Source organism: Tepidiforma sp. (genome assembly GCF_034433535.1).
Classification (GTDB): domain Bacteria; phylum Chloroflexota; class Dehalococcoidia; order Tepidiformales; family Tepidiformaceae; genus Tepidiforma.
The window spans coordinates 1-20,326 of the sequence record NZ_DAOUAO010000073.1 but is presented as its reverse complement, the minus strand read 5'-3'; the positions used below and the strand labels follow the sequence as shown (position 1 = coordinate 20,326).

Annotated in this window: 23 protein-coding genes and 1 pseudogene; 9 read left to right on the top strand and 15 right to left on the bottom strand. The window is 69.5% G+C overall.

Features of this window, described 5'->3' with window-relative positions:
* The 4 genes and pseudogenes from tuf to nusG all read left to right on the top strand — a co-directional run.
* A pseudogene (gene tuf / locus VAE46_RS04105) lies at positions 1-139 on the top strand (elongation factor Tu); the annotation flags it as partial.
* A 33-nt stretch (positions 140-172) separates the two neighbouring features.
* Positions 173-340: a 50S ribosomal protein L33 gene (gene rpmG, locus VAE46_RS04100; RefSeq protein ID WP_322795649.1), complete on the top strand. Its 168-nt coding sequence runs from the start codon at positions 173-175 to the stop codon at positions 338-340.
* Between the two features lie 4 nt (positions 341-344).
* Positions 345-689 (top strand): preprotein translocase subunit SecE, encoded by a 345-nt coding sequence (secE, locus tag VAE46_RS04095; protein ID WP_322795648.1) that lies wholly within the window; start codon positions 345-347, stop codon positions 687-689.
* Positions 690-817: 128 nt separating this feature from the next.
* Positions 818-1,372 (top strand): transcription termination/antitermination protein NusG, encoded by a 555-nt coding sequence (gene nusG / locus VAE46_RS04090; RefSeq protein ID WP_416223937.1) that lies wholly within the window; start codon positions 818-820, stop codon positions 1,370-1,372.
* A 158-nt stretch (positions 1,373-1,530) separates the two neighbouring features.
* Here nusG and VAE46_RS04085 read toward each other — a convergent pair whose 3' ends face one another.
* The 3 genes from VAE46_RS04085 to VAE46_RS04075 form a co-directional block, all read right to left on the bottom strand.
* Complete coding sequence (locus tag VAE46_RS04085) at positions 1,531-2,550, bottom strand: ABC transporter permease (protein ID WP_322795646.1); 1,020 nt, start codon at positions 2,548-2,550, stop codon at positions 1,531-1,533.
* A gap of 33 nt (positions 2,551-2,583) precedes the next feature.
* The gene (locus VAE46_RS04080) at positions 2,584-3,555 is read right to left on the bottom strand and encodes an ABC transporter permease (RefSeq protein ID WP_322795645.1); all 972 of its coding nucleotides are present in this window, start codon (positions 3,553-3,555) and stop codon (positions 2,584-2,586) included.
* An 89-nt stretch (positions 3,556-3,644) separates the two neighbouring features.
* Positions 3,645-5,456: an ABC transporter substrate-binding protein gene (locus tag VAE46_RS04075; RefSeq protein ID WP_322795644.1), complete on the bottom strand. Its 1,812-nt coding sequence runs from the start codon at positions 5,454-5,456 to the stop codon at positions 3,645-3,647.
* A gap of 285 nt (positions 5,457-5,741) precedes the next feature.
* Between VAE46_RS04075 and rplK the strand changes: the two genes are divergently transcribed.
* Both rplK and rplA read left to right on the top strand, forming a co-directional pair.
* The gene (gene rplK / locus VAE46_RS04070) at positions 5,742-6,167 is read left to right on the top strand and encodes a 50S ribosomal protein L11 (RefSeq protein WP_322795643.1); all 426 of its coding nucleotides are present in this window, start codon (positions 5,742-5,744) and stop codon (positions 6,165-6,167) included.
* Positions 6,167-6,880 (top strand): 50S ribosomal protein L1, encoded by a 714-nt coding sequence (rplA, locus tag VAE46_RS04065; protein WP_322795642.1) that lies wholly within the window; start codon positions 6,167-6,169, stop codon positions 6,878-6,880. Before rplK ends, rplA begins: the two co-directional genes overlap by 1 nt.
* 105 nt (positions 6,881-6,985) lie before the next feature.
* Here the strand turns inward: rplA and VAE46_RS04060 are convergent, their stop codons facing one another.
* Positions 6,986-7,327: a hypothetical protein gene (locus tag VAE46_RS04060; RefSeq protein ID WP_322795641.1), complete on the bottom strand. Its 342-nt coding sequence runs from the start codon at positions 7,325-7,327 to the stop codon at positions 6,986-6,988.
* A gap of 257 nt (positions 7,328-7,584) precedes the next feature.
* Between VAE46_RS04060 and VAE46_RS04055 the strand changes: the two genes are divergently transcribed.
* Positions 7,585-8,082: a universal stress protein gene (locus VAE46_RS04055; RefSeq protein WP_322795640.1), complete on the top strand. Its 498-nt coding sequence runs from the start codon at positions 7,585-7,587 to the stop codon at positions 8,080-8,082.
* A gap of 2 nt (positions 8,083-8,084) precedes the next feature.
* On the opposite strand, the gene VAE46_RS04050 is transcribed toward VAE46_RS04055, so the two are convergent.
* Genes VAE46_RS04050 through VAE46_RS04005 form a run of 10 tightly spaced genes read right to left on the bottom strand, consistent with a single transcriptional unit; the run spans position 8,085 to position 18,033 of the window.
* Positions 8,085-8,390 (bottom strand): AzlD domain-containing protein, encoded by a 306-nt coding sequence (locus tag VAE46_RS04050; protein ID WP_322795639.1) that lies wholly within the window; start codon positions 8,388-8,390, stop codon positions 8,085-8,087.
* On the bottom strand, positions 8,387-9,061 hold the full coding sequence (locus VAE46_RS04045) for an AzlC family ABC transporter permease (protein ID WP_322795638.1): 675 nt from the start codon (positions 9,059-9,061) through the stop codon (positions 8,387-8,389). The genes VAE46_RS04050 and VAE46_RS04045 overlap by 4 nt, the downstream gene beginning before the upstream one ends.
* 49 nt (positions 9,062-9,110) lie before the next feature.
* Complete coding sequence (locus VAE46_RS04040) at positions 9,111-9,845, bottom strand: ABC transporter permease (protein ID WP_322795637.1); 735 nt, start codon at positions 9,843-9,845, stop codon at positions 9,111-9,113.
* Positions 9,842-10,792: a heme ABC exporter ATP-binding protein CcmA gene (gene ccmA / locus VAE46_RS04035; RefSeq protein WP_322795636.1), complete on the bottom strand. Its 951-nt coding sequence runs from the start codon at positions 10,790-10,792 to the stop codon at positions 9,842-9,844. Before ccmA ends, VAE46_RS04040 begins: the two co-directional genes overlap by 4 nt.
* Before the next feature lie 37 nt (positions 10,793-10,829).
* Positions 10,830-11,606 carry a glucose 1-dehydrogenase gene (locus tag VAE46_RS04030; RefSeq protein WP_322795635.1) on the bottom strand — a complete coding sequence of 259 codons (777 nt, stop codon included), beginning with the start codon at positions 11,604-11,606 and terminating at the stop codon, positions 10,830-10,832.
* Positions 11,607-11,620: 14 nt separating this feature from the next.
* Entirely contained in the window at positions 11,621-13,075 is a 1,455-nt protein-coding gene (locus VAE46_RS04025; protein WP_322795634.1) for an MFS transporter, read from the bottom strand.
* 34 nt (positions 13,076-13,109) lie between these two features.
* Complete coding sequence (locus VAE46_RS04020) at positions 13,110-13,784, bottom strand: endonuclease III (protein ID WP_322795633.1); 675 nt, start codon at positions 13,782-13,784, stop codon at positions 13,110-13,112.
* Positions 13,784-14,941 carry an NAD(P)/FAD-dependent oxidoreductase gene (locus VAE46_RS04015; RefSeq protein ID WP_322795632.1) on the bottom strand — a complete coding sequence of 386 codons (1,158 nt, stop codon included), beginning with the start codon at positions 14,939-14,941 and terminating at the stop codon, positions 13,784-13,786. Before VAE46_RS04015 ends, VAE46_RS04020 begins: the two co-directional genes overlap by 1 nt.
* 54 nt (positions 14,942-14,995) lie before the next feature.
* Positions 14,996-17,224: a hypothetical protein gene (locus VAE46_RS04010; protein ID WP_322795631.1), complete on the bottom strand. Its 2,229-nt coding sequence runs from the start codon at positions 17,222-17,224 to the stop codon at positions 14,996-14,998.
* A 41-nt stretch (positions 17,225-17,265) separates the two neighbouring features.
* A complete protein-coding gene (locus VAE46_RS04005) occupies positions 17,266-18,033 on the bottom strand; it encodes an SDR family oxidoreductase (protein ID WP_322795630.1) in 768 nt (255 codons plus the stop codon).
* Between the two features lie 83 nt (positions 18,034-18,116).
* Between VAE46_RS04005 and VAE46_RS04000 the strand changes: the two genes are divergently transcribed.
* Positions 18,117-18,776 (top strand): ribonuclease H, encoded by a 660-nt coding sequence (locus VAE46_RS04000; protein ID WP_322795629.1) that lies wholly within the window; start codon positions 18,117-18,119, stop codon positions 18,774-18,776.
* Positions 18,777-18,842: 66 nt separating this feature from the next.
* Positions 18,843-19,040: a hypothetical protein gene (locus tag VAE46_RS03995; RefSeq protein ID WP_322795628.1), complete on the top strand. Its 198-nt coding sequence runs from the start codon at positions 18,843-18,845 to the stop codon at positions 19,038-19,040.
* On the opposite strand, the gene VAE46_RS03990 is transcribed toward VAE46_RS03995, so the two are convergent.
* The coding region (locus VAE46_RS03990) for a hypothetical protein (RefSeq protein WP_322795627.1) at positions 19,026-20,326 on the bottom strand (1,301 nt) is incomplete at its 5' end. The two genes, VAE46_RS03995 and VAE46_RS03990, sit on opposite strands and share 15 nt — an antisense overlap.

Genomic DNA, 20,326 nt, shown 5'->3' with positions numbered 1-20,326 from the left:
AATGGTCATGCCTGGCGACAACATCACCATGACCGTCGAACTCATCCAGCCCGTCGCCATCGAAGACGGCCTCCGCTTCGCCATCCGCGAAGGCGGCCGCACCGTCGGCGCCGGCGTCGTCACCAAAATCCTCGCCTGAGTCGCCTTCGAGACCGGCAGGAGGGAGTAATCCATGGCCAGCAAGAAAGGTGACCGGATCGTTATCCACCTCCAGAGCACGGAGGGGCCGGTGTACCGCTACACGACGCAAAAGAATCGCCGCAACGACTCGGGCCGCCTGGAGCTGAAGAAGTACCACCCCGGCCTGCGCCGGCACGTGCTGTTCCGGGAGACGCGGTAAGCGCATGGCACGCACACCACGCCGACGCGCGGCGACCATCGCGCCTTCAGCGGCGAAGTCTGCAGAGGGGAGCCCCAGGGTTTCGCAGGGTCTGCCGCGCCCGGCGCCTGCCGGCGGTCCGATCGCGCGGCCCGAGGCGCCGCGGCGGAATCCGTTTGGCTTCCTGAAGCGGCTCGAACCGCGGTTCGTGGCAGATATCATCGCCGAGCTGCAGAAGGTGACCTGGCCCTCGTTCCAGGAGACACGCTACCTGACCATCGTGGTCGCCATAGTGGCGGTCCTCATGGGCCTGTTCCTCGGCACCGTGGACCTCGTGTTCGGGTGGATCATCGAGAGGCTGTTCTTTTAACCATGTCGAATGAACCGAAGGCACCGACAGCCCTTTCCGGGATCACGCCGGCTGCAAAGCCGAAGCGGCCATCGCGGCGGCGCAACGACGAGGAAGCCCTCGAGCAGGAGCAGCTGACCGACGAGGAGATCAATGCGCCCGGGCGGAAGTGGTATTTCGTCCACACGTACAGCGGCCACGAGAACAAGGTGAAGAACGCCATCAAGGCGACGGTCGCGCGGATGGACGCGAGCGACCGTATCTTCCATGTGGTGGTTCCGACTGAGGATGAGATAGAAATTCGCGACGGCCAGCGGCGGACAGTGAAGCGGAAGCTCTACCCCGGCTACGTGCTCGTCCAGACTATCGAGCTGAAGGAAGGCGACCCTGTTTCCGACGAGGTGTGGCACCTGATTCGCAACACGACTGGCGTGACGGGCTTCGTCAGCTCGGGCACGCGGCCGGTGCCGCTCTCGCAGGACGAGGTCAACCACATCCTGCGGGCGATGCGGATGGAGCAGCCGCGGGTGCGTGTCGGTTTCGTGCCGGGGCAGGCGGTTCGGATCGTGGATGGCCCGTTCGAGGACTTTGTCGGCACGGTGGACGAGATCAACACCGAGAAGGGCCGCGTGAAGGTGATCGTGAACATGTTCGGGCGCGAGACGCCGGTCGAGCTGGACTTCCTCCAGGTGGAGAAGATTTAGCGAACCCCGCCGGCCGGGCTCCAGGGCTGGTCCAGCAGCACCCCTTGGAACAACCAACGCGATACGGCCCCGGTCCTTTCAGAGGACCGGGGCCGCTTCTTTTGCGTGGTGCCCGGGGGTGTGCGCCCCGGTTGGGGTGCGCCAGGCCGCGCTGGGTTTCAGAAACCGGCGCGGCCGCCGCGGCCCCGGAGGCGCGGGTCGAGGACGTCGCGGAGGGCATCGCCGGCGAGGTTGAAGCCGAGGACGACCATGGTGAGGGCCATGCCAACGATGAACGCCATCCACGGGTCGGAGGGGCCGTTGCGGCGGCCCTCTTCGACCATCTTGCCCCAGGAGACGCGGGTCGGGTCGCCGAGGCCAAGGAAGGCGAGGGTGGCTTCGACGAGGATGTAGATGCCGATGGAGCTGGTGAAGGTGACGATGATGGGGGCCGTGATATTCGGGAAGATGTGGCGGGCCATGATGCGGAGGTCGCTGGCGCCGATGGTGCGGGCGGCGAGGACGTAGACCTCTTCGCGCACGGCCAGGACGGCGCTCCGCACGACGCGGGCCGCGCTGGCGGTGCCTAAGATGCCGAGCGCGATGGTGTTGACCGTGAGGGTCGGGTTTGCCACCACCTGGCCGAAGAGCAGGAGCAGCACGAGCGGCGGGAAGGCCTGGAGGGTATCAACGATGCGCTGGATGAAGAAATCGATAAAGCCGCCGAAGTAGGCGCTGGCGAGGCCGACGATGGTGCCGCTGATGGTCGCGATGAGGGCTGCGCCGAGGCCGACGTAGAGGGCGGTCCGGGAGCCGTGGATGATGCGGGAGTAGAGGTCGCGGCCGAGGCCATCCGTGCCGAGCCAGTTGGTGGCCGTGGGGCCGCCGAACTTGATCGGGATGTCGTTCTTCTCGAACTTCTCGGGCGGGTAGAGGAGGCGAATGGACGGGTCCTCGAGGGCCTTTTCTGCCAGCTCGGGGTCGTAGGCCGGGTTCGTGGCTTTAAAGATCTGCTCCGGGTCGTAGCGGTCGATCGCCTCGGCGAAGATGGCCGCGAAGACGCAGAGCGCGATGATGACCACGCCGAAGCCGCCGAGAGGCTTATTGCGGAAGAAGCGGCCGGTGTGCACGAGCGCCCGGATGTAGATGGGGCGGTCGCTGAGGCTCCGCGGGATCCCGAAGGTCCCGGGTCGTTCCATGACTGCCTGGTCTTGCGCCATCGGAGCCCCTCCTCAGGAGTAGCGAATGCGCGGATCGAGCACGCCGTAGAGCAGGTCGATCGCGAGGTTGACGAAAACGACGAAGGTGGCGATGACGAGGACGAACGCCTGCACCACGGGGACATCGCGGGCGACGATCGCCGCGAGGATGCGCCGGCCGACACCCGGGATGCCGAAGATGTTTTCGAAGACGACGTTGCCGGAGAGGAGCCCGGCGAGGGTGAGGCCGAGGACGGTGACCACCGGCACCAGTGCGTTTTTCAGGGCGTGGCGGATGATGATGACCCGTTCGCGCATGCCTTTCGCCCAGGCCGTTCGGATGTAGTCCTGGCGAAGCACTTCGAGCATCTGCGAGCGGAGGAGGCGCATGACGCCGGCGCCGGAGGCGAGCCCGCCGACCACCGCGGGGATGATGAAGAGACGAAGGCTGGCGCCCGGGTCTTCCCAGAGCAGCGGTGAGGTGCTGATCGGGACCTCCCAGAGCCCCCAGCGGACCACGTAGAGGACCGCCATCGTCGCGAGCCAGAAGTTGGGCATCGCCAGCACGAGGATGGCGAAGACCCTGAGGACGTAGTCGATGATGGTGTCCTGCCGGATGGCAGAGATGATGCCAATCGGCACTGAGGTGACGATGCCGATGATGAGCGACATGAGGGCGAGCTGGATGGAGTAAGGCAGCCCTTCCTTCATGCCTTCGAGGGCGGATTCCCGGGTTTGATAGGAGATTCCGAAGTCGCCCCGGAGGAGGTTGGCGAGGTAGACGAAATAGCGCTGAACGATCGGCTTATCGAGCCCGAGGTCCTTGCGGACGGCCTGGATCTGGGCTTCGCGGGCCGCCGGGTCGGTCGACGTTGGGTCCTGGGCGGCGATGCGCTGCGCGACGAAGTCGCCGGGGAGCACGCTGGTGGCGAAGAAGACCAGCGTGGCCACGAGCCAGATGACCGGGATGTTCACCACTACCCGGCGCAAGATGTAGGTCCTCACGGGTGCTGTCCCCCTCTCTCCCGAATACTGCACTGCGGGCCGAGCGCGAATTCTAGCGCGTCTCGGCCCGCAGCGATCAATGACGCTGGTTAGGCGGGGCGGCCCTGCCAGGTGGGGTCAGTCTGGTCGAACCACCACTGGGTGCCGTACTGGTGCTGCTGGACGAAGGCGACAGCCTCCGGGTACTTGAGGTAGTTCCAGCGGAGCGAGGAGTTGACGGCGACCATGTTGTAGGGGATGCCGGCGCCGTAGTTCTTGATCAGCTCGCGCATGACCTCTTTGGAGAGCTCCTGGCGCTTCGCGATGTCGAACTCCTCCACGGCCTGGGCGGTGAGCTGGTCGACCTTATCGATCTTGACGCCGAACTGCTGGAACTGCGGCTGGGTGGAGTTGTACTGGAGGAAGTTCAGGAGGGTCGGCTCGGGGTCGGAGACCTCGGTGATCCATCCGTACCAGATGTTATTCTTCCCGTTGCCGTATTCCTGCTTGACGATCTTGCCGGTGATGGTGGCGTAGGGCTCGATCTTGGCGGTGAACTTGTTGCCGAGGACGCGGCTCAGCTGGTTGGTGATGAGGGCGGCGCCGCCGGAGTAGAGGCCCTCCCAGATGTCGGGGATGTCGACGATGATTTCGCCGAGGGCGGGGCCGCCGCCGGCTTCCCACATCTTCTTCGCCTCGGCCTCTTCGAGGGCGCGATCTTCGAGGTAGCCGGGGAAGGTGATGAGTTCGCGCTCGGTGATCGAGAAGGCCGCCTGGGTGGGCGGGACGTTGCCGGAGAGCACGCCCTTGCCCTGGAGCAGGGACTGGATGAGGGCGCGGCGGTCGAGCGCGCGGAAGATGGCGCCGATCAGGTTGGGGTTGTTCCAGGGCGCAGCGCCGCCGTAGTACGTGCCGGCCTGCGGGTTGCCGCTGAAGATCTTGACCTCGTGAATCTTGCCTTCGTACCGCTTGAGGAGGTCCTGGATCACCTGGTTCTGGGTGGGAATGAAGGCATCAATCTGCTTCTGTTCGAAGGCGACCTGCTGGGCGGACTGGTCGGTGAAGAGGGGCAGCCACTTCACGCCGTCCCAGTTGACCTGGGTGTGGAACTTTTCGTGGCGGACCCACTCGGAGTTGCCCTCGGCCGACCACTTCGTGAGAACGAAGGCGCCCGTACCGATGACGAGGTCGGCCTTCATGTTGGCGTAGTCCTTCTCGAAGGCCTGGACCGCTTCAGGCGCCTGGACCTTGGAGTAGGAGCCGGCGAGGGTGGTCAGGAAGAAGGGGTCGGGCTTGGAGAAGGTGACGCGGACGGTGCGGGGATCGACGACTTCGACCCTATCGACGTTCTGGTAGGCCGACTTGCGGTAGAAGTTGGGGTCCTCGGTGCCGTCCAGGAGTTTGGCGTTCTTGTTGCGGTTGATGAAGAAGGCGACGTCTTCGGCGGTGGCCTGGCGGCCATTCACCGGGGGCTTGTTGTGCCAGTAGACGTTAGGGCGGATGGTGAAGACGAGGGTTTGCTTATCGGGCTGTTCCCATTTTTCGGCGATGCCGCCTTCGAGCTCGGCCTTGCTGAAGCTCTTCCACTGGGTGACGCCGAGGTTCGTCATGCCCATGAGCCACGCGACCGGCGAGAAGCGGGAGCGGTCGACGTCGAAGGTGTCCCAGGTGTTGTTGGCGGAGACGAAGCGTGCGGTGCCGCCCTTTTGCGGCGCCTGGGAGGCCTGGGTAGGGCTGGCGGCCGGGGAAGCGGAGCCCGAGGGAGTGCTGCCGCTGGCGGGGCCGCTGTCGTCATCGTCGTCGCCGCATCCCACGAGGCCGAGCGCGGCGGTGCCGAGGCCGGCAACCGCGGCGCCTCCCAGGACGCGGCGGCGCGTTATGCCCTGCCGGGCGAGTTTCCTTTTCCAGTAGTTCTCGGACATGAAGAATCCCCCTTGCTGTGCTGCGCCCTGCGTCTATGGGTTCGATTGAGTGCAGGACGATCCGCGGAGTATACGCGCGGCGGCCGTTCGGGGAAGCTTTCTTTCCGGTAAATCGCGGTTTACCTGCGGCGAAAGGTTCGTCCAGGGCTTTGGATCGGCCCGGAGCCGGGGCCGATTCGTTGCCCGGATGGACCTGCCGGGCGAAAATGATGTCTTGGCCTGCCCACGCGCAGGACCCCGTGGAGGCGCGCGCCCGCGCGCCGCTTGCACACAAGGAGCATTGCATTGGCAAAGAAAGTGCGGGCAGTGGTGACACTGCAACTGCCAGCCGGGAAAGCGAACCCGGCCCCGCCGGTTGGCCCTGCCCTGGGCCAGCACGGCGTGAACATCATGGAGTTCTGCAAGGAGTACAACGCCCGGACGCAGGACAAGATTGGGCTGATCATCCCGGCCCAGCTGACCATCTACGAGGACCGCTCGTTCACGTTCGTCCTCAAGACGCCGCCGGCGGCTGACATGCTCCGCCGGGCGGCGGGCATCGAAAAGGGGAGCGGCAACCCCCGCCTGAACAAGGTCGGCAAGGTGACGATGGACGATATCCGCAAGATTGCGGAGACGAAGCTGCCGGACCTCAACGCGAACACCGTCGAGGACGCGATGAAGATCATCGAGGGGACGGCGCGCAGCATGGGTATCGAGGTGGTTGGATAATGCCGCAGCGAGGAAAGCGTTACCGGGAAGCGGCGGCGAAGGTCGACCGTTCGAAGTTCTACGGGGTGGATGAAGCGATCCGCCTGGCGAAGGAGATCCACCCGGCGAAGTTCGACGAGACCGTCGAGCTGCACATCAAGACGGGCCTCGACCCGCGCCACGCGGAGCAGCAGATTCGCGGCTCGACGGTGCTGCCCCACGGGCTGGGCCGGGTCCTGCGCGTGCTGGTCTTCGCCGAGGGCGATGCGGCGGCGGCCGCACGCGAGGCAGGGGCGGATTATGTCGGATCGGATGACCTGATCAAGCAGATCGAGGGCGGAATGCTCGATTTCGACGTGGCCATCGCCACTCGGGAGATGATGGGGAAGGTCGGCCGCCTCGGCCGCATCCTCGGCCCGCGCGGCCTGATGCCGAACCCGCGCTCCGGGACGGTCGTCGGCGCCGAAGACGTGGCGAAGAGCGTGCAGGAGGCCAAGCAGGGCCGGGTCGAATTCCGGCTGGACCGCCTGGCGAACATCCATGTGCCGCTCGGCAAGGTGAGCTTCGAGGACCAGAAGCTGAAGGAGAACATGGCTGCCCTGATCGAGGCGGTGAACGCCGCCCGGCCGAAGGAGGCGAGGGGCCAGTACATCCGCAGCGCGACGCTGACCACCACGATGGGCCCGGGCATTCACCTGGACCTTGCCCAGACGCTGGCGCTGAAGCTCACGTAGCGAACTGCGGTCCGGAAGGCGCAGCGAACAACCAAGAACGCCCCGGTCGAATTGACCGGGGCGTTGGCTTTCTCGGGCGTGGCGAATCGAGAACGCCGGGGCGAGTCAGTGAGCCGGGGCGTGGTGGCTGTCGCGGCCGCCGTGCCCGTCGTGGCTGTCGTCCTCGGCGGGGAGGTCGCGCGAGCGCATGATGGAGATGGGCGCGACCCACGAGGGATTCTCGGGGAAGCCGCCAACCTGCCGCTTGAGCAGGTAGAGGATGCCGAGGACGAGGCAGAAGACGCCGGCGGCGAGGAGCGACCAGGTCACGGCGGGCAGCACGTCGGTCGCGGCCTGCACGAGGCCCTCGGCGGTGCCGTGGCCGTCGTCGGCGGAAGCGGTGCCAGCCGACCCAAGGGCCGCAGCCGGGCTGAGCAGTACGGCGAGGCGGAGGAGTCGCGTCTTCATCAGCGTGGAGTGTAGCAGCGGGAGCGCTGCAGGCCAGCGCGGGGCAACAAATTAGGGCCGGTGGATGTGTGGAGCGGACACGACATCCAGCGCGGCCCACTCAGTTTTTAGCATGGACTCAGGCCGCATGCAACTGATTCCGCGAAAATTTTCGATGGAGGGGGTCCGTCCGGTGCCGCGCGGCACGGACGAATGGACGGTGGCGCCGTTCGACGGCCATGTGAGGATGCGCGCGAAGTATCGCGGAGGTGCAGGCGATGAAGGCCCTGGTCCCACTGGATGGGAGCGACACGGCGATGGCGATCCTCCCGGCGGTGCGCCGGCTGGTGGAGATGGCCCCGGGAATTGAAGTGTACCTGCTGACGGTGCTCGACCCGCAGGCGGTGCGCGGGAGAGCAGAGCAACCGCCATCGGAGCCGCTGGGCGCGGCCATCGGGACGACGACCATCAGGATTCCCGCGCCCCGGCTGATAGAGAGCCATGGCGAGGCGGTCGCGCGCAAGTCGACCGAGTGGCGGGAGCGGCTGGAGGACCTCGGCAGGCGCGAGCTGCCGGGTGCTGACGTGCGCGTCTGCGTCGAATGGTCGCACCACACGGCGAAGGCGATCGTCGAGGTGGCCAACGAGCTGGATGTGGACCTGATTGCGATGGCGACCCATGGGAGGTCGGGGCTTTCGCACCTGCTGGCAGGGAGCGTGGCGGAGGCAGTCATCCGGGAGTGCGGGCGGCCCGTGCTGGTGGTGCGGGCGAAGTAAGGTCAGAGGGCGCGGATGCCGGCGGTCACCACGGCCGCCGCGATGACGGCTGCCACCAGGGGAACGCGGGCTGCCAGCAACGCCGCAGCCGCAGCCACGCCTGCGGCACGGGCATCAAGGGCGAGTCGGCCGGCATCGGCGAAGGTAGCGGTGACCACGAGGGCAGCGAGCAGCGCCGAACCCAGCCCGTCGAGCAGGCGCTGCGTTCGTTCCGCCGGCTGCCGGGCCCCGAAGAGCAGGGGGCCCGCGCCGCGGATGGCGGTCGTGCCCAGCCCAACGAACACGGCGGCGAGCCACGCCGCACTCACCGGCTTCGAACCCCGGCAACGGCGGCGAGGGCAGCCAGGACGATCGGCAGTCCCGGCGGCAGCAGCGGCGTGAGCGCGACCGCGACCACCGCCCCGAGCAGCGCGGCCCTGCGGGCAGGGGCGGAGGCGAGCCGCGGGACCAAGAGGCCCAGGAAGAGGGCAGGAAAAGCGGCATCTAGCCCCAGGGCAGCGGGGTCGGCGACGGCCGAACCGGCCACGGCGCCAGCGAGCGTGCCCAGCACCCAGCCGGCGTAGAGGGTGAGCCCGGCACCCGCCAGTCGACGGAAGTCGGTTCGCCCGCCGGGGAGGGTGGCCAGCGCCCACGACTCATCGACCACGAGCTGGGCGGCAAGCAGGCGCTGGAGGGGCGAGCCCGAGATGGCCGGCGCGACCGCGATGCCAAGCGGCCCGTAGCGGGCATTGAGGAGCAGCGCGGCAGTCACGGCGGCAGCGAGGCTCCCGCCATCCGCGAGGACGCTCGCAGCTGCGAACTGGGCCGAGCCGGCGAACGTGGTCGCGGACATGACCACCGCGGCGAGGGGTTCGAAACCGGCCGAGCGGGCGAGCACACCGAAGGAGGCGCCGAAAATCGCGACCACGAGGGCGATGGGGAGTGCTGCACGGGCGCCGGCGCGCAGCGACGAGGGCCTGGGGGACGATGCGACGTGCACGATTGGGCCAGCAAACCAGAGTCCGGCGAGTTTGGCCAGCCCGCGCCGGTCAGGCGACCATGATCGCACGTTCACGGTCGAAGGCACGGACAACGGCGCGCCAGAGGAGGCCATCGATGACGCCGACCCCGGCGAGGAAGGCGAGCCAGGCGAGGGGCGTTGGCTCGATCGTCCGGGTAACGATGAGCAGTACGGGAAGCATCGCGGGGAGGAGGACGAGGCCGGAGAGGTGCTCGGCGACGCGGACGTCGCGGGCGCGGGAGGAAAAGAAGATGCCAGCGAGCGTGGAGAAGAGCGCCAGCGCGGGAGCAGTCAGCAGGAGCCCGAAGGGCCAGGTCCAGTCCAGCGCGGGGGTGCGGACCGGCTCGCGGACCGCCGCCAGCACAACCAGCATGTACGCCGCGAAGATGCCGAATGACGCGAGCAGCGATGGGGCGAGGATGGCTGCGACCTTGCCCAGGAGGAGCTGGCGGTCGCTCATCGGCAGGGTGAGGAGCGGCTCGAGGGTGCCCTGGTCGCGCTCGCCCACCAGGGCGTAGGCGGCCATGGTGGCCGGCATGATGACCGGGGTGAGGAAGAAGCAGAACATCGCCTGGCCGACGGCGAAGTCGGGGCCGCCGATGGCCCGGTCGGCATCGTAGAAGAGGAGATTGAGCACGGGCAGGACGAGGAAAGCGACGGGGAGAATGACGGCCGTGGCGACAATCATCCGGTGGCGGCGGAATTCGCGGAGTTCCTTGCGGGCGAGGGCGCGGACGGGTGCTGCGTTCGCGGGGATGGTCATGCGGCGAGGCTCCCGGGGAGAGGCTGACTCATGAGTTCCAGGTAGGCGCGTTCGAGGTCGCCGGCGGGGCGAACTGCCACGATGCGTGCGCCGGCTCGCACGAGGCGGGCCACCAGCTCGGGGGTATCGCGCTCGGCATCGATGAGGCGGCAGCGGATCGCGAGCGGCGCCCACCAGGATTCGAGCACGGCCGGGAATGACTCCACCGCGCGGCGGACCGGCACATCGACGACGGTCGAGAGCTCCACCTCGACGAGGTTGCCGAGGAGCGCAGCTCGAACCTGCCGGGGCGTCCCGTGCTGCAGGAGCACACCATCGCGGAGGATCGCGACGCGGTCGCAGAGGCGTTCCGCTTCAGCGAGGCGGTGGGTGTTCATGAGGACGGCTGCGCCTTCGGCGGCGAGGCCGCGGATGAGCCCCTCCATGGCTGCGGCGGCCGACGGGTCGAGGCCGCTGGAAGGTTCATCGAGGAGGAGCACTGGCGGGCGATGGATGATGGCGCGGGCGAGGGCCACCCGCTGCTTGAGGCCCTTGGAGAGGGCGCCGGCAAGCTCCCCGCGACGATCGGCGAGGCCGACGTAGTCGAGCGCGGCCGCGATGGCGGCATCGGGGTCGGGCAGGGCATGTGCTTCAGCCCAGAAACGCAGGTTGGCGTCGACGGTCTGGCGCTCGTAGAGGCCGGGGCGTTCAGGCACCACGCCGATGCGGCGGCGGATCTCCATCGGCTGTTCGGCGACATCGAACCCGAGCACCCGGGCCGTGCCGGCCGTAGGGCGGAGGAGGGTGGCGAGAATGCGAAGCGTGGTCGTTTTGCCGGAGCCGTTCGGACCGAGCAGCCCCACGATTTCACCGGGTTCGACGTCCAGGGTGAGGGAGGCCAGGGCGCGGCGCTGGCCGAACGAGCGCGACAGTTCGCGGCACTCGATGGCTGGACCTGCGGCCTTCACACCGGTAGGGATCGGCAGCGCGGGGCCGGTTCTCCAGTCAGCGCGCCATGCGGCCGCCGTCGACCGGGACGATGGTGCCGGTGAGGTAGCTCGCGTCGCTGCTGCAGAGGAAGGCGACGACGGCGGCGACCTCGGCGGGCTCCCCGTACCGGCCCAGCGCAATGGTGCCGGCGAGCTGCTGATGCACCGCCTCCGGCTCATCGGGGTTGATGCCGCGTTCGAGGGCGCGCATCATCCGGGTTTCGATCGGCGCCGGGCAGACGGCGCACACCCGGATGCGCATGGGCGCGAGTTCGAGGGCGGCCGTTTTCGTCAGGCCGACCACGGCGTGCTTGCTGGCGCCGTAGGCGGAGATGCCGGGGGTGCCGCTGAGGCCGGCGACGGACGCCGTGTTGACGATGACCCCGCCGCCGCCCGCAGCCATGACCGGAGCGACGTGCTTCATCCCGAGCCAGACGCCCCTGACGTTCACCGCGATCACGCGGTCGAACTGGTCCTCCGGGTACATGGTGAGGGGGCCGACCCAGCCTTCGATCCCGGCGTTGTTGAAGAACGCGTCGATGCGGCCGAAGCGATCGCGGGCGGCGGCGACGTAGCGCTCGACATCGGCGGCGCGTGAGACATCGGCGGGCACGGCGATGGCCTCGGCGCCCGCGGCCCGGGCGAGGTCGGCGGCCTCTTCGAGCGCGGGACCGGGCAGGTCGACGGCGACAATGCTGGCGCCTTCGGCAGCGAAGCGTTCGACAGCGGCCCGGCCGATGCCGCCGGCGGCCCCGGTGATGACGGCCACCCGGCCTTCAAAGCGTCGTTCCATGGGATACCTCCTGGCTAGTTGCGGGATTCGGGGAGGGGGCTGGCCGACGGCGGCAGCGCCCTCTCGGCAGACGGCGCCGCACGGCCGCGGAGCAGCGAAGCAGCCACAGCGGTGGAGGCGGCGAGGCCGGCAACGAGGAAGGCGGCACGGACGCCGTCGACGATGGCGCCATCGGGGAGGTCGGCAACGCGTTCGGCAGAGAAGCCGGCGGAGGCGGTGGCCACGCCGACGAGCACGGCGCTGGCCATGGCGAGCCCGACCGCGTTGCCGATGTTGCGTGCGGTGGCGACGCTGGCCGAGGCGGTGCCGAGGCGGTCGGGCGGGACGCTGCCCATGATGGAGGAGCTGTTCGTCGGCATGAAGATGGATGTGCCGATGCCGACGAGGGCGAGCCGGGCCATCACCAGGCCGATGGGGGTGGAGGCATCGATCGTGGCGAGCGAGAAGAGCCCGATGGAGACGAGGGCGATGCCCAGTGTGGCCTGGTGGGTGAAGCCGTAGCGGTCGCTGATGCGGCCGCTAAAGGGCGAGAGCAGGAGCATCATGCAGGGGACCGTGGCGACCACGAGCCCGACCTGCCCGGTGGAGTACCCGCGGACCTCCTGGAGGTAGAACGGAAGGAGGAAGGTCACCGCGGACTGGCCGGCAAAGTTGAGCGCCAGGCTGCTGACCCCGACCGAGTAGGACCGGACGCGGAAGAGGCCGAGGGCCACCACGGGGCTCGGCGTGCGCGTTTCGATGCGGAGAAAGGCGGCGAGCGAGATGGCCGAAATGGCGAAGAGCGCCAGGATGACCGGCGAGGTCCACCCCCAGGACTGGCCGCGATTCACGGCCAGGAGGGCGGAGGCGAGGGTGAGAAAGAGGGTCAGCGCGCCCGGCAGGTCCATCCGGCGGGGGGCACCATCGGGCCGGGGAGCGGACGGGCGGATGAAGATGAAGGCGAGCGTCATGGCGGCGAGGCCGATGGGCACGCGCAGGAGGAAGATGGCGTGCCAGGAGAACGCTTCGAGGATGACTCCGCCGAGGATGGGGCCGGACATGAGGCCGGCGCCCACGACGCCGCCGGTGATGCCGAGCGCCTGGCCGCGCTGCTCCGGCGGGAACGCCTCAGTCACGATGGCGTTGCCGTTGGCGATGGCAAGGGCCACCCCGATGGACTGGAGCAGGCGCACGGCGATGAGCTGCTCGAGTGTTTGGACCACGCCGGCGAGGGCCATGCCAATCGTGAAGATGACCCAGCCGGCGATGTAGACCCGCTTGCGGCCGTAGAGGTCGCCGGCGCGGCCCGCGGTGAGCGTCAGGCCGGTGACGACGAGGCTGGAGACCAGCGTGGCCCAGACGACGGTATCGGGGGAGCGGTCGAACTCACGGGCGAGGGTCGGGAGTGCAACGTTAACGATGGAGAAATCCATCGTCGCCATGTAGGTTCCGAAGGCGACGGCGAGGAGGGAGCGCCAGCGGTAGTCCACGAGGCTGAACTGTACGCCGCGGCGAGCAGGGCTGCTACGGGACCGGGCCGGGTGCGGGTGCGGCCGGGACCTGGCGGGCCGGGCACTCGATGAGCGGGCAGAGCTCGCAGGCGGGGCGGCGGGCCGAGCAGGTTCGCCGGCCGTGCTTGATCAGGAGCATGTGGAAGGGGTAGTAGTCCCAGGGCGGGACGAGCGCCTCGAGGAGCGTGTGGGCGCGCTCGGCCGTGGCGTTCTGGGGGATCAGGCCGAGCCGCCGGGCAACGCGCTCGACGTGGGTATCGACCGGGAGCGCGGGGCGCCCGAGCGAAAAGAGCAGGACGCAGGCGGCGGTCTTGGGGCCGACGCCCGGGAGGGCGCGCAGCCAGGCGCGAGCATCTTCGAGCGGGAGCGTGCGCAGGAAGTCGAGGTTCCAGCTGCCGGCGTGGTCGACGATGGCGCGCAGGGCAGCCTGGATGCGCGGGGCCTTCTGGCGGGCGAGTCCCCCGGGGGCGATGGCCGCTTCGACCTCTTCGACCGGGGCTTCGGCGATGGCCTGCCAGGAGGGGAAGCGGCGCATGAGGTGGATGAAGGCCCGGCCGCTGTTCGTGTCGGAGGTGTTCTGGCTGAGGATGGTGAGAACGAGCTCGGCGATGGGGTCGCCACTCGGCTGCAGCACCGGCATGCCGTAGACGGGAGCGAGCCGTTCGATAATGTCGGCCGGGGTGAGCATCAGGCGAGCGCGAGCCGGCGCGCGGCGATGGCCGGGAGGATGGGGACGCGGGCGACTTCGCGGGCGTAGGTCGATTCGCCCCGCTGGACAGCGAAGAAGGCGTCCCAGAGGAACGGCAGGAGTCGGGTGGCGGTCAGCCAGGGGCCGGGGAAGCGCCCGAGCATGCCGTAGAACATGTACGCGATGACCCGGGCGGCGCGCAGCTCGGGGAGGAGGTTGCGGTCGATCTCGCGGGTGTAGGCGGTGAGCGGGGCCGCCCCGGCGAGCGCGCGGAGGACGGCGCGGGCGGCGATGCGGCCGGATTCGACGGCGTAGAAGATGCCTTCCTGGGTGAACTCATCGGCGAGGCCGGCGGCGTCGCCCGCAAGCACAACACGGTCGGAGGCAATGGGCTCGCCGCCGCGGCGGAAGCGGATCTTGTGGCCACGAGCGATATCGACCGGGGCGCCACGGAGGCCCAGGCGGTCGAGGTAGGTATCGACGCGGCCCTTCATCGCGGGGGCCTGCCCGGGCGGGAGGACGATGCCGATGGAGAGCACCGACGCCTTCGGGAAGAGCCAGGCGTAGCCCCAGGGCCGGTAGCCGAGGTCGATGAGTGCGGTGCCGTGGTACGCGCGGCGGGCGTGCTCGGGCGCCCGGACTTCGACCTCCCAGGCCGCGCACTCGGCGAGGCCGGTCCCGAGCCCGGCCATACGCCCCACGGGCGAATGGGCGCCGTCTGCGGCGACCAGGTACCGGGCGCTGGCGGTGAAGCCGTCCTCGGTGGAGACGCGAATTCCGGAGTCGGACCGGTCAAGGGAGCGGACCGGCGAACCGGTGCGGAGCTCTGCCCCGGCGCGGGCGGCCTGCTCGGCGAGCAGCGCATCGAACCGGTCGCGCATGACCATGGCGGCAAAGGGCTCGGCGGAATCGCGGACGAAGCGGTAGCGGCCCCGCCAGGAGATATCGAGCAGGGAAACCGTGTCTTCGACGACACCATCGATGGGGAACGGGAGGAGACGGGCGGTGCGCAGGGGGATGCCGCCGCCGCAGGCCTTGTAGCGCGGCAGCGATGCGCGGTCGAGCAGGAGGACACGGGCGCCGGCGGCTGCAAGCTCGCGGGCAGCGGTGCTGCCAGCGGGGCCGGCGCCGACGACGATGGCATCGAAGTCGGTCACGCTGCGACTGTACCGCGGGCGCGGCAGGGGCAGAAGTGGGCGGGACGGGGCCGGTCAGTTTTCCCAGTCGCGCCAGGTGCCGAGGCGCGCGTTCGCCTCGATCACGTGGCCCTGGCCCAGCTTCTTGGGGGGCGGCTCGCGATTGAGGCGGTTGAGCACAGTCCAAACGCCGAAGCTGAGAGCGCACATGGCGGCGGTGAGCATGGCAAGCCGCTGGAGGCCGCGGCCGGAAGCACCGTCCCAGGTGTCGTAGGCCTCGCGGGCAAGGGAGAGGGCGCGGGTCCCGTCGCCGGCGGCAAGGGCTGCCTCGGCCTCGGCGAGTTTGCCCTCCGGGTCGGTGAAGAGCATGCCCACGCGGGCGAGGAAGCCGGGGTCGAAGCTGGCCTGCTCCTGGCGGGCGAGTTCGATCATGCGGGCGGCAGCTTCGGAATTCAGGCGGGAGGTGACGCCGGAGGAGGCGGCGGAGCGGGCGCCGGCGAAGTCGCCCTGGGCGTAGAGTTCGCGGGCCTTGCGGAGGCCTTCCCGGTAGGGCGAGTCCTCCGGTTCGCCGGCGAGCTCGGATTCGGCGGCGGTAATTGCGACGATTGCCTGGCGCTGGTCTTCGATCAGGCGTGCGGTTTCGGAGAGACGGTCTTTGCCCCAGGAGTCGGCGACGGCGGAAGTCGTGGAGAGCCCGGCCGCGGCGGCCATTGCGGCCACGGAGCGGTAGCTTTCGATGATGCGGTCGCCCTCGGCGACCTGGGCAGCGACGGGCTCGAACACCCAGGCGATGAGGTTGTTGTAGATGTCGGAGGGGATGCCCGAGCCAAGGCCGGCCTCGGCGGCGCGGTCACGCAGGCCGCGGACGAGGTGGTGGGCGGCGCGGCGCTCGGCGAGGAGCGGTTTGGCGGTCTCCGAGACGAAGACCCAATCGAGGAAGAGCTGGTCGAGGTTGCGGCCGGCGAGGAATTCGCCCTGGTCCATGAACCAGCCTTCCTTGAGCGGCCAGCGCGCGGGCTCATCGTCGATGCGGGAGAGGACGGTCGTCATGTTCTGGCGCCCGCCGATGGCGGCTTCGTAGGCGAACCAGAAATCGCCAGACCGGCCGTACCAGTAGTCGGGGTTGCCGCCCATGGTGACGCCCCAGGTGGCGAGAGGGTAATTGACCCCGGCGCTCTGCCAGGAAGACGGGCGGGTGGTGACGCCGAGCTGCGGGGCGATGACGCGCGTGGCCCATTCGGCGAGGCCCTCCCAGATGAAGGGGCGGGCGAGCTGGTGGCCGGCCCACTGGTGGGCGAGTTCGTGGATGGTGACTTCCTCATCGACGCCGCCGGTTTCGTGGGAGAGCAGGACCTGCCCCTGGGTGGGGAACGCGACGCCGGCGATGCCGAAGGAGGCGATGTGGTAGGACTGGCGCATGGTCACGTCAGCGTAGGGGTAGGGGAAGCCAAAAAGGGTCTCGAGGAGCGGGAACGCCTGCCGCGCGATGGCGAACTGGCGCTGTGCCCAGTCCTGGTCGCGGCGGAAGTACTTGAGCGAGAGGGTCACCTGGCGGCCGTCGGCCATGGTGACCGGCTCAGAGAGGACGCCGCGGCGGGATTCGTCGGTGACGGAGAGGGCGAACGCGGAGAAGACGCCCGGTTCCGTGCGCTGGCGGCAGCGGTCGTCAAGGGCGGCGCAGCGGTCGAGCACGTCGGGGTCCTCAGCCGCGAGGGCGACGGCGAAGACGTCGCCGCAGACCCAGCGCTGGAGGCCGGCGTCTTTGACTTCTGCAGGCTGGTCTTTCGCGACAAGACAGCCGGGGTCGAGGGTGTTATCGCCAGAACGAGGCACGTCGACAAAGACCCAGGAGCCAGGCCCCTGGCCGATGAAGGGCACCTCGATGAAGCCCGGTTCGATGGTTATCAGGGGCCCGGTCGAGGCGGCAAGGCGGTAGGACGCCTCGAGCCGGGTGCGGGCCTTCGGCTTGAGCGGCTCGGGCAGGGTGACGACGGCGATCCCGGCGCGCCGCTCGGCTTCGCTGCCCGGCTGAATGGCGACCTGCGGCGCGCCTCCCTGGGCGGAGACGGTGACGTCGAGTGCGCCCGGGAGGATGAAGAGCGACACCTCGGAGATCGGACCGCCGGACTGGTTGAGGAACTCTACTTCGATCGTGGCGTGGATGGCGCCGCCGGCGGTATCAAGGCGGTAGGTAGTTTCGGAGGCGGACGCAAGGGCGGGGAGCTGGGCGACTCCGCGGCCGGGCAGCAGGACGCCGGCGGCCAGTATCGCGGCGAGGGTAATCGCGAAGCGGAAACTGTTCACATTCCAAGAATCGGCTGCCGAAGGGGCGGGCGCAGATGGGGTCAGTTGACAAGCACGCCGCCGTCCACCGGGAGGACGACGCCGGTGACCCAGCGCGCCTCATCGGAGCAGAGGTAGACGGCCGCGCCGGCGATATCCCAGGCAGTGCCTTCGATACCGAGGGCGGTCGATTTGCGGCGGGCCTCGCGGACGGAATCCGGCATGCCGCGAGCGGAAACCATAGGGGTGTAGGCCGGTCCGGGGGCGATGGCGTTCACGCGGATGCCCTCGCGGCCGTGGTCGGCGGCCATGGCGCGGGTAAGCGCTTCGACGGCGCCCTTGGAAGCGGCGTAGGGCGCGAGGCCGCGGCCGCGCAACGAGGCGATGGAGGAGATGTTGAGGATGACACCTCCCCCGGCGGCCGCTATGGCGGGGATCGCGTATTTGCTCGCCAGCACCATGCTGGTGACGTTCACCCGCATCTGGAGCTCCCACTCCTCGAGGGTGATCTCGGGAATGCGGCGGGCGATACCGATGCCGACATTGTTCACGAGGATGTCGAGGCGGCCCCAGCGTGAGACGGCGACTTCGACCATGGCGCGGCAGTCGTCCTCGCGGGTGACGTCGGCGGCGAACGGTTCTGCCGTGCCGCCCTCGGCGTCGATCATGTCGGAGGTGAGCCGGGCCGCTTCGGGGCGGCGGTCGACGAGCAGCACGCGGGCGCCCTCGCGGGCGAAGCTGAGGGCGATGGCGCGGCCGTTGCCGATGCCCTCGTTCTGCGAGCCCGCGCCGGTGACGACGGCGATTTTCCCTTTGAGCCGACCCGGCATGGATTCGCCTCCGAGGGGGATGCGGCATTGTAGCAGGGTGCCCACGCGTGCCCGAGAGGGCGAGACTGGCCTACGCTGTGGTGGTGACAGCTTTCACCTGCCTGGAGTGCGGCCGGGACTTCACCCTGCCGCAGCGTGTGCGGGAGCAGTACCCGAACTGGAAGCCGCAGCGGTGCCTGGCATGCCGCGACGGCAAGGGGGGCGCGGCGCCGACAGGGGATGCGGGCGGCGGGAGCGCGCCGGGGCATGGGAGCAGGCGGGGCGGCGGCCACACGCGGGAGGAAGCGCTGGCGCGGTACAGCGGTGGGCCGACGACCGGAATCTTCACCGACGGCTCGTGCCAGGGGAACCCGGGGCCGGGCGGCTGGGGGGCGGTCTACGTGCGGGACGACCAGGTTATCGAGGAGCGGCACGGGTTCGAAGCGGAGACCACCAACAATCGGATGGAGCTGACCGCAATGATCGCGGGGCTCGAGATGGCGCCGGCGGACCAGCCGATCACGGTGTACTCCGATAGCCGACTGGTGGTGGATACGCTGAACTCGTGGGCAAAGGGGTGGGAGGAGCGAGGATGGCGGCGGAAGGATGGCCCGGTGCAGAACCTGGACCTGGTGCAGCGAGCGTGGGAGCTGAAGAAGGCGCGCCCGCTGGCGCGCATCGAGTGGGTGAAGTCCCATGCGGGGTGGCGCTGGAATGAATACGCCGACGCGCTGGCGACGGAGCACCTGCACCGCGCGCGGTAAGTGTTCACCGGGCTGTTCCCGGGCTGGCGCTGTGCTGTTCGCCAGCGATGCCGCCAGACTGGCGACATGGAGTCGGGTGCGCCGCTGAGCGAGCTGGAGGTGCGTCGGCTGCTGCTGGAGGTGGCGGAGACGCTGGAGGCCGTTATTATCGCCCTGCAGGCGGAACGGAGCGGCGCCGAACCGGGGTTTGCGCTTCGGGAGGCGGTGCGGCGGGTGGTGCAGCTCCGGCAGCACCTGGAACTGCCGGAATCAGGCGGGGGCTGAGGCGGCGAGGAGCTCATCGGCGGCGGCGAGGTTCGCCCCGGTGACACCCCCGAGCATGGCGGCGAGCTCGCTGCGGCGGGCTTCGCCGTCCAGGGCGCGGACCTCCGACCAGGTGCGAGCGCCGTCGGTGCGCTTTTCGACCACGAAATGGCGATCGGCGAAGGCCGCGACCTGGGGCAGGTGGGTGATGCACACGACCTGGTGCCGGGCGGCGAGGCGCCGGAGCGCGCGGCCGACGACGGCGCCGGTGCGCCCGCCGACGCCTTCGTCGACCTCGTCGAGGACCTCGAGACGGCCCGCGGCGGACTGGCCAAGGGCGACAGTCAGAGCAAGCAGAAAGCGTGAGGTTTCGCCCCCGCTGGCGATCGCCGCGAGCGGCCGCGGGGTCTCGCCGGGATTGAAGGACGCGAGGAATTCGACGCGGTCGACGCCCGTTTCGGAGAAGGCGCGAGGGGCCGGTTCGGCATCGCCCGGGGGCGGGCCGGAGGCGTCGATGATTTCGTAGTCGGGGAGGGCGACCAGCGGCCCTGCAGGCTCATCTTCGCAGGCGAAGGCGACGGCGAGCGAGGCGCCGCCCATGGCGAGGGCCTCGAGCTCGGCGGCAATGGCGGCAACCAGGGAGCCCGCGGCGGCGCGGCGGCGGCGGGAGAGGTCGCCGGCGGCGACCGCCAGGCGCTCGAGCAGCTCTTGCTCGCGTGCTTCGAGGGCTTCGACCGAGGCATCGGCGCCAGTGAGGTCGGCAAGGCGGGCGGCTGCCTGCTGCCGGTAGGCGAGGACGTCGTCGATGGTGTCGCCGTACTTACGCAGGAGGCGGGCGATGCGGTCGAGCCGGTCGGCGACGGCCGCGAGGCGCTCCGGGTCTTCGTCGAGGGTTTCGCGGTAGCGGCGGAGGGCACGGCGGAGGTCGGCCACAGTGGTGTCGAGGACTGCGGCAAGGTCGGCGAGGTCGTCCGCGCCGGGGTCCCGGCCCGTGATGTCGGCGACCGCGGCGACGGCCTCGGCGAGGGACGGCTCATCGAGGGCGGCAAGGGCCCGCTCGACGTCCTCGCGAAGGCGGGCGGCGGAGGCGAGGCGCGCCTGCTCTGAACGCAGCGCGGCATCCTCGCCGGGGACGGGGGCGGTGTCGTCTATCTCGGCGACCTCGAACGAGAGGCGCTCGACGAGGCGTTCGCGCTCGCGGGCATCGGAGCGGAGGGCGTTCAGGCGGCGCCGCACGTCGCGGAGCGCTCGGACGATGCGGGTGACCTCTTCGCGGGCAGGTCCGAGGCCGGCGTAGTCATCGAGGA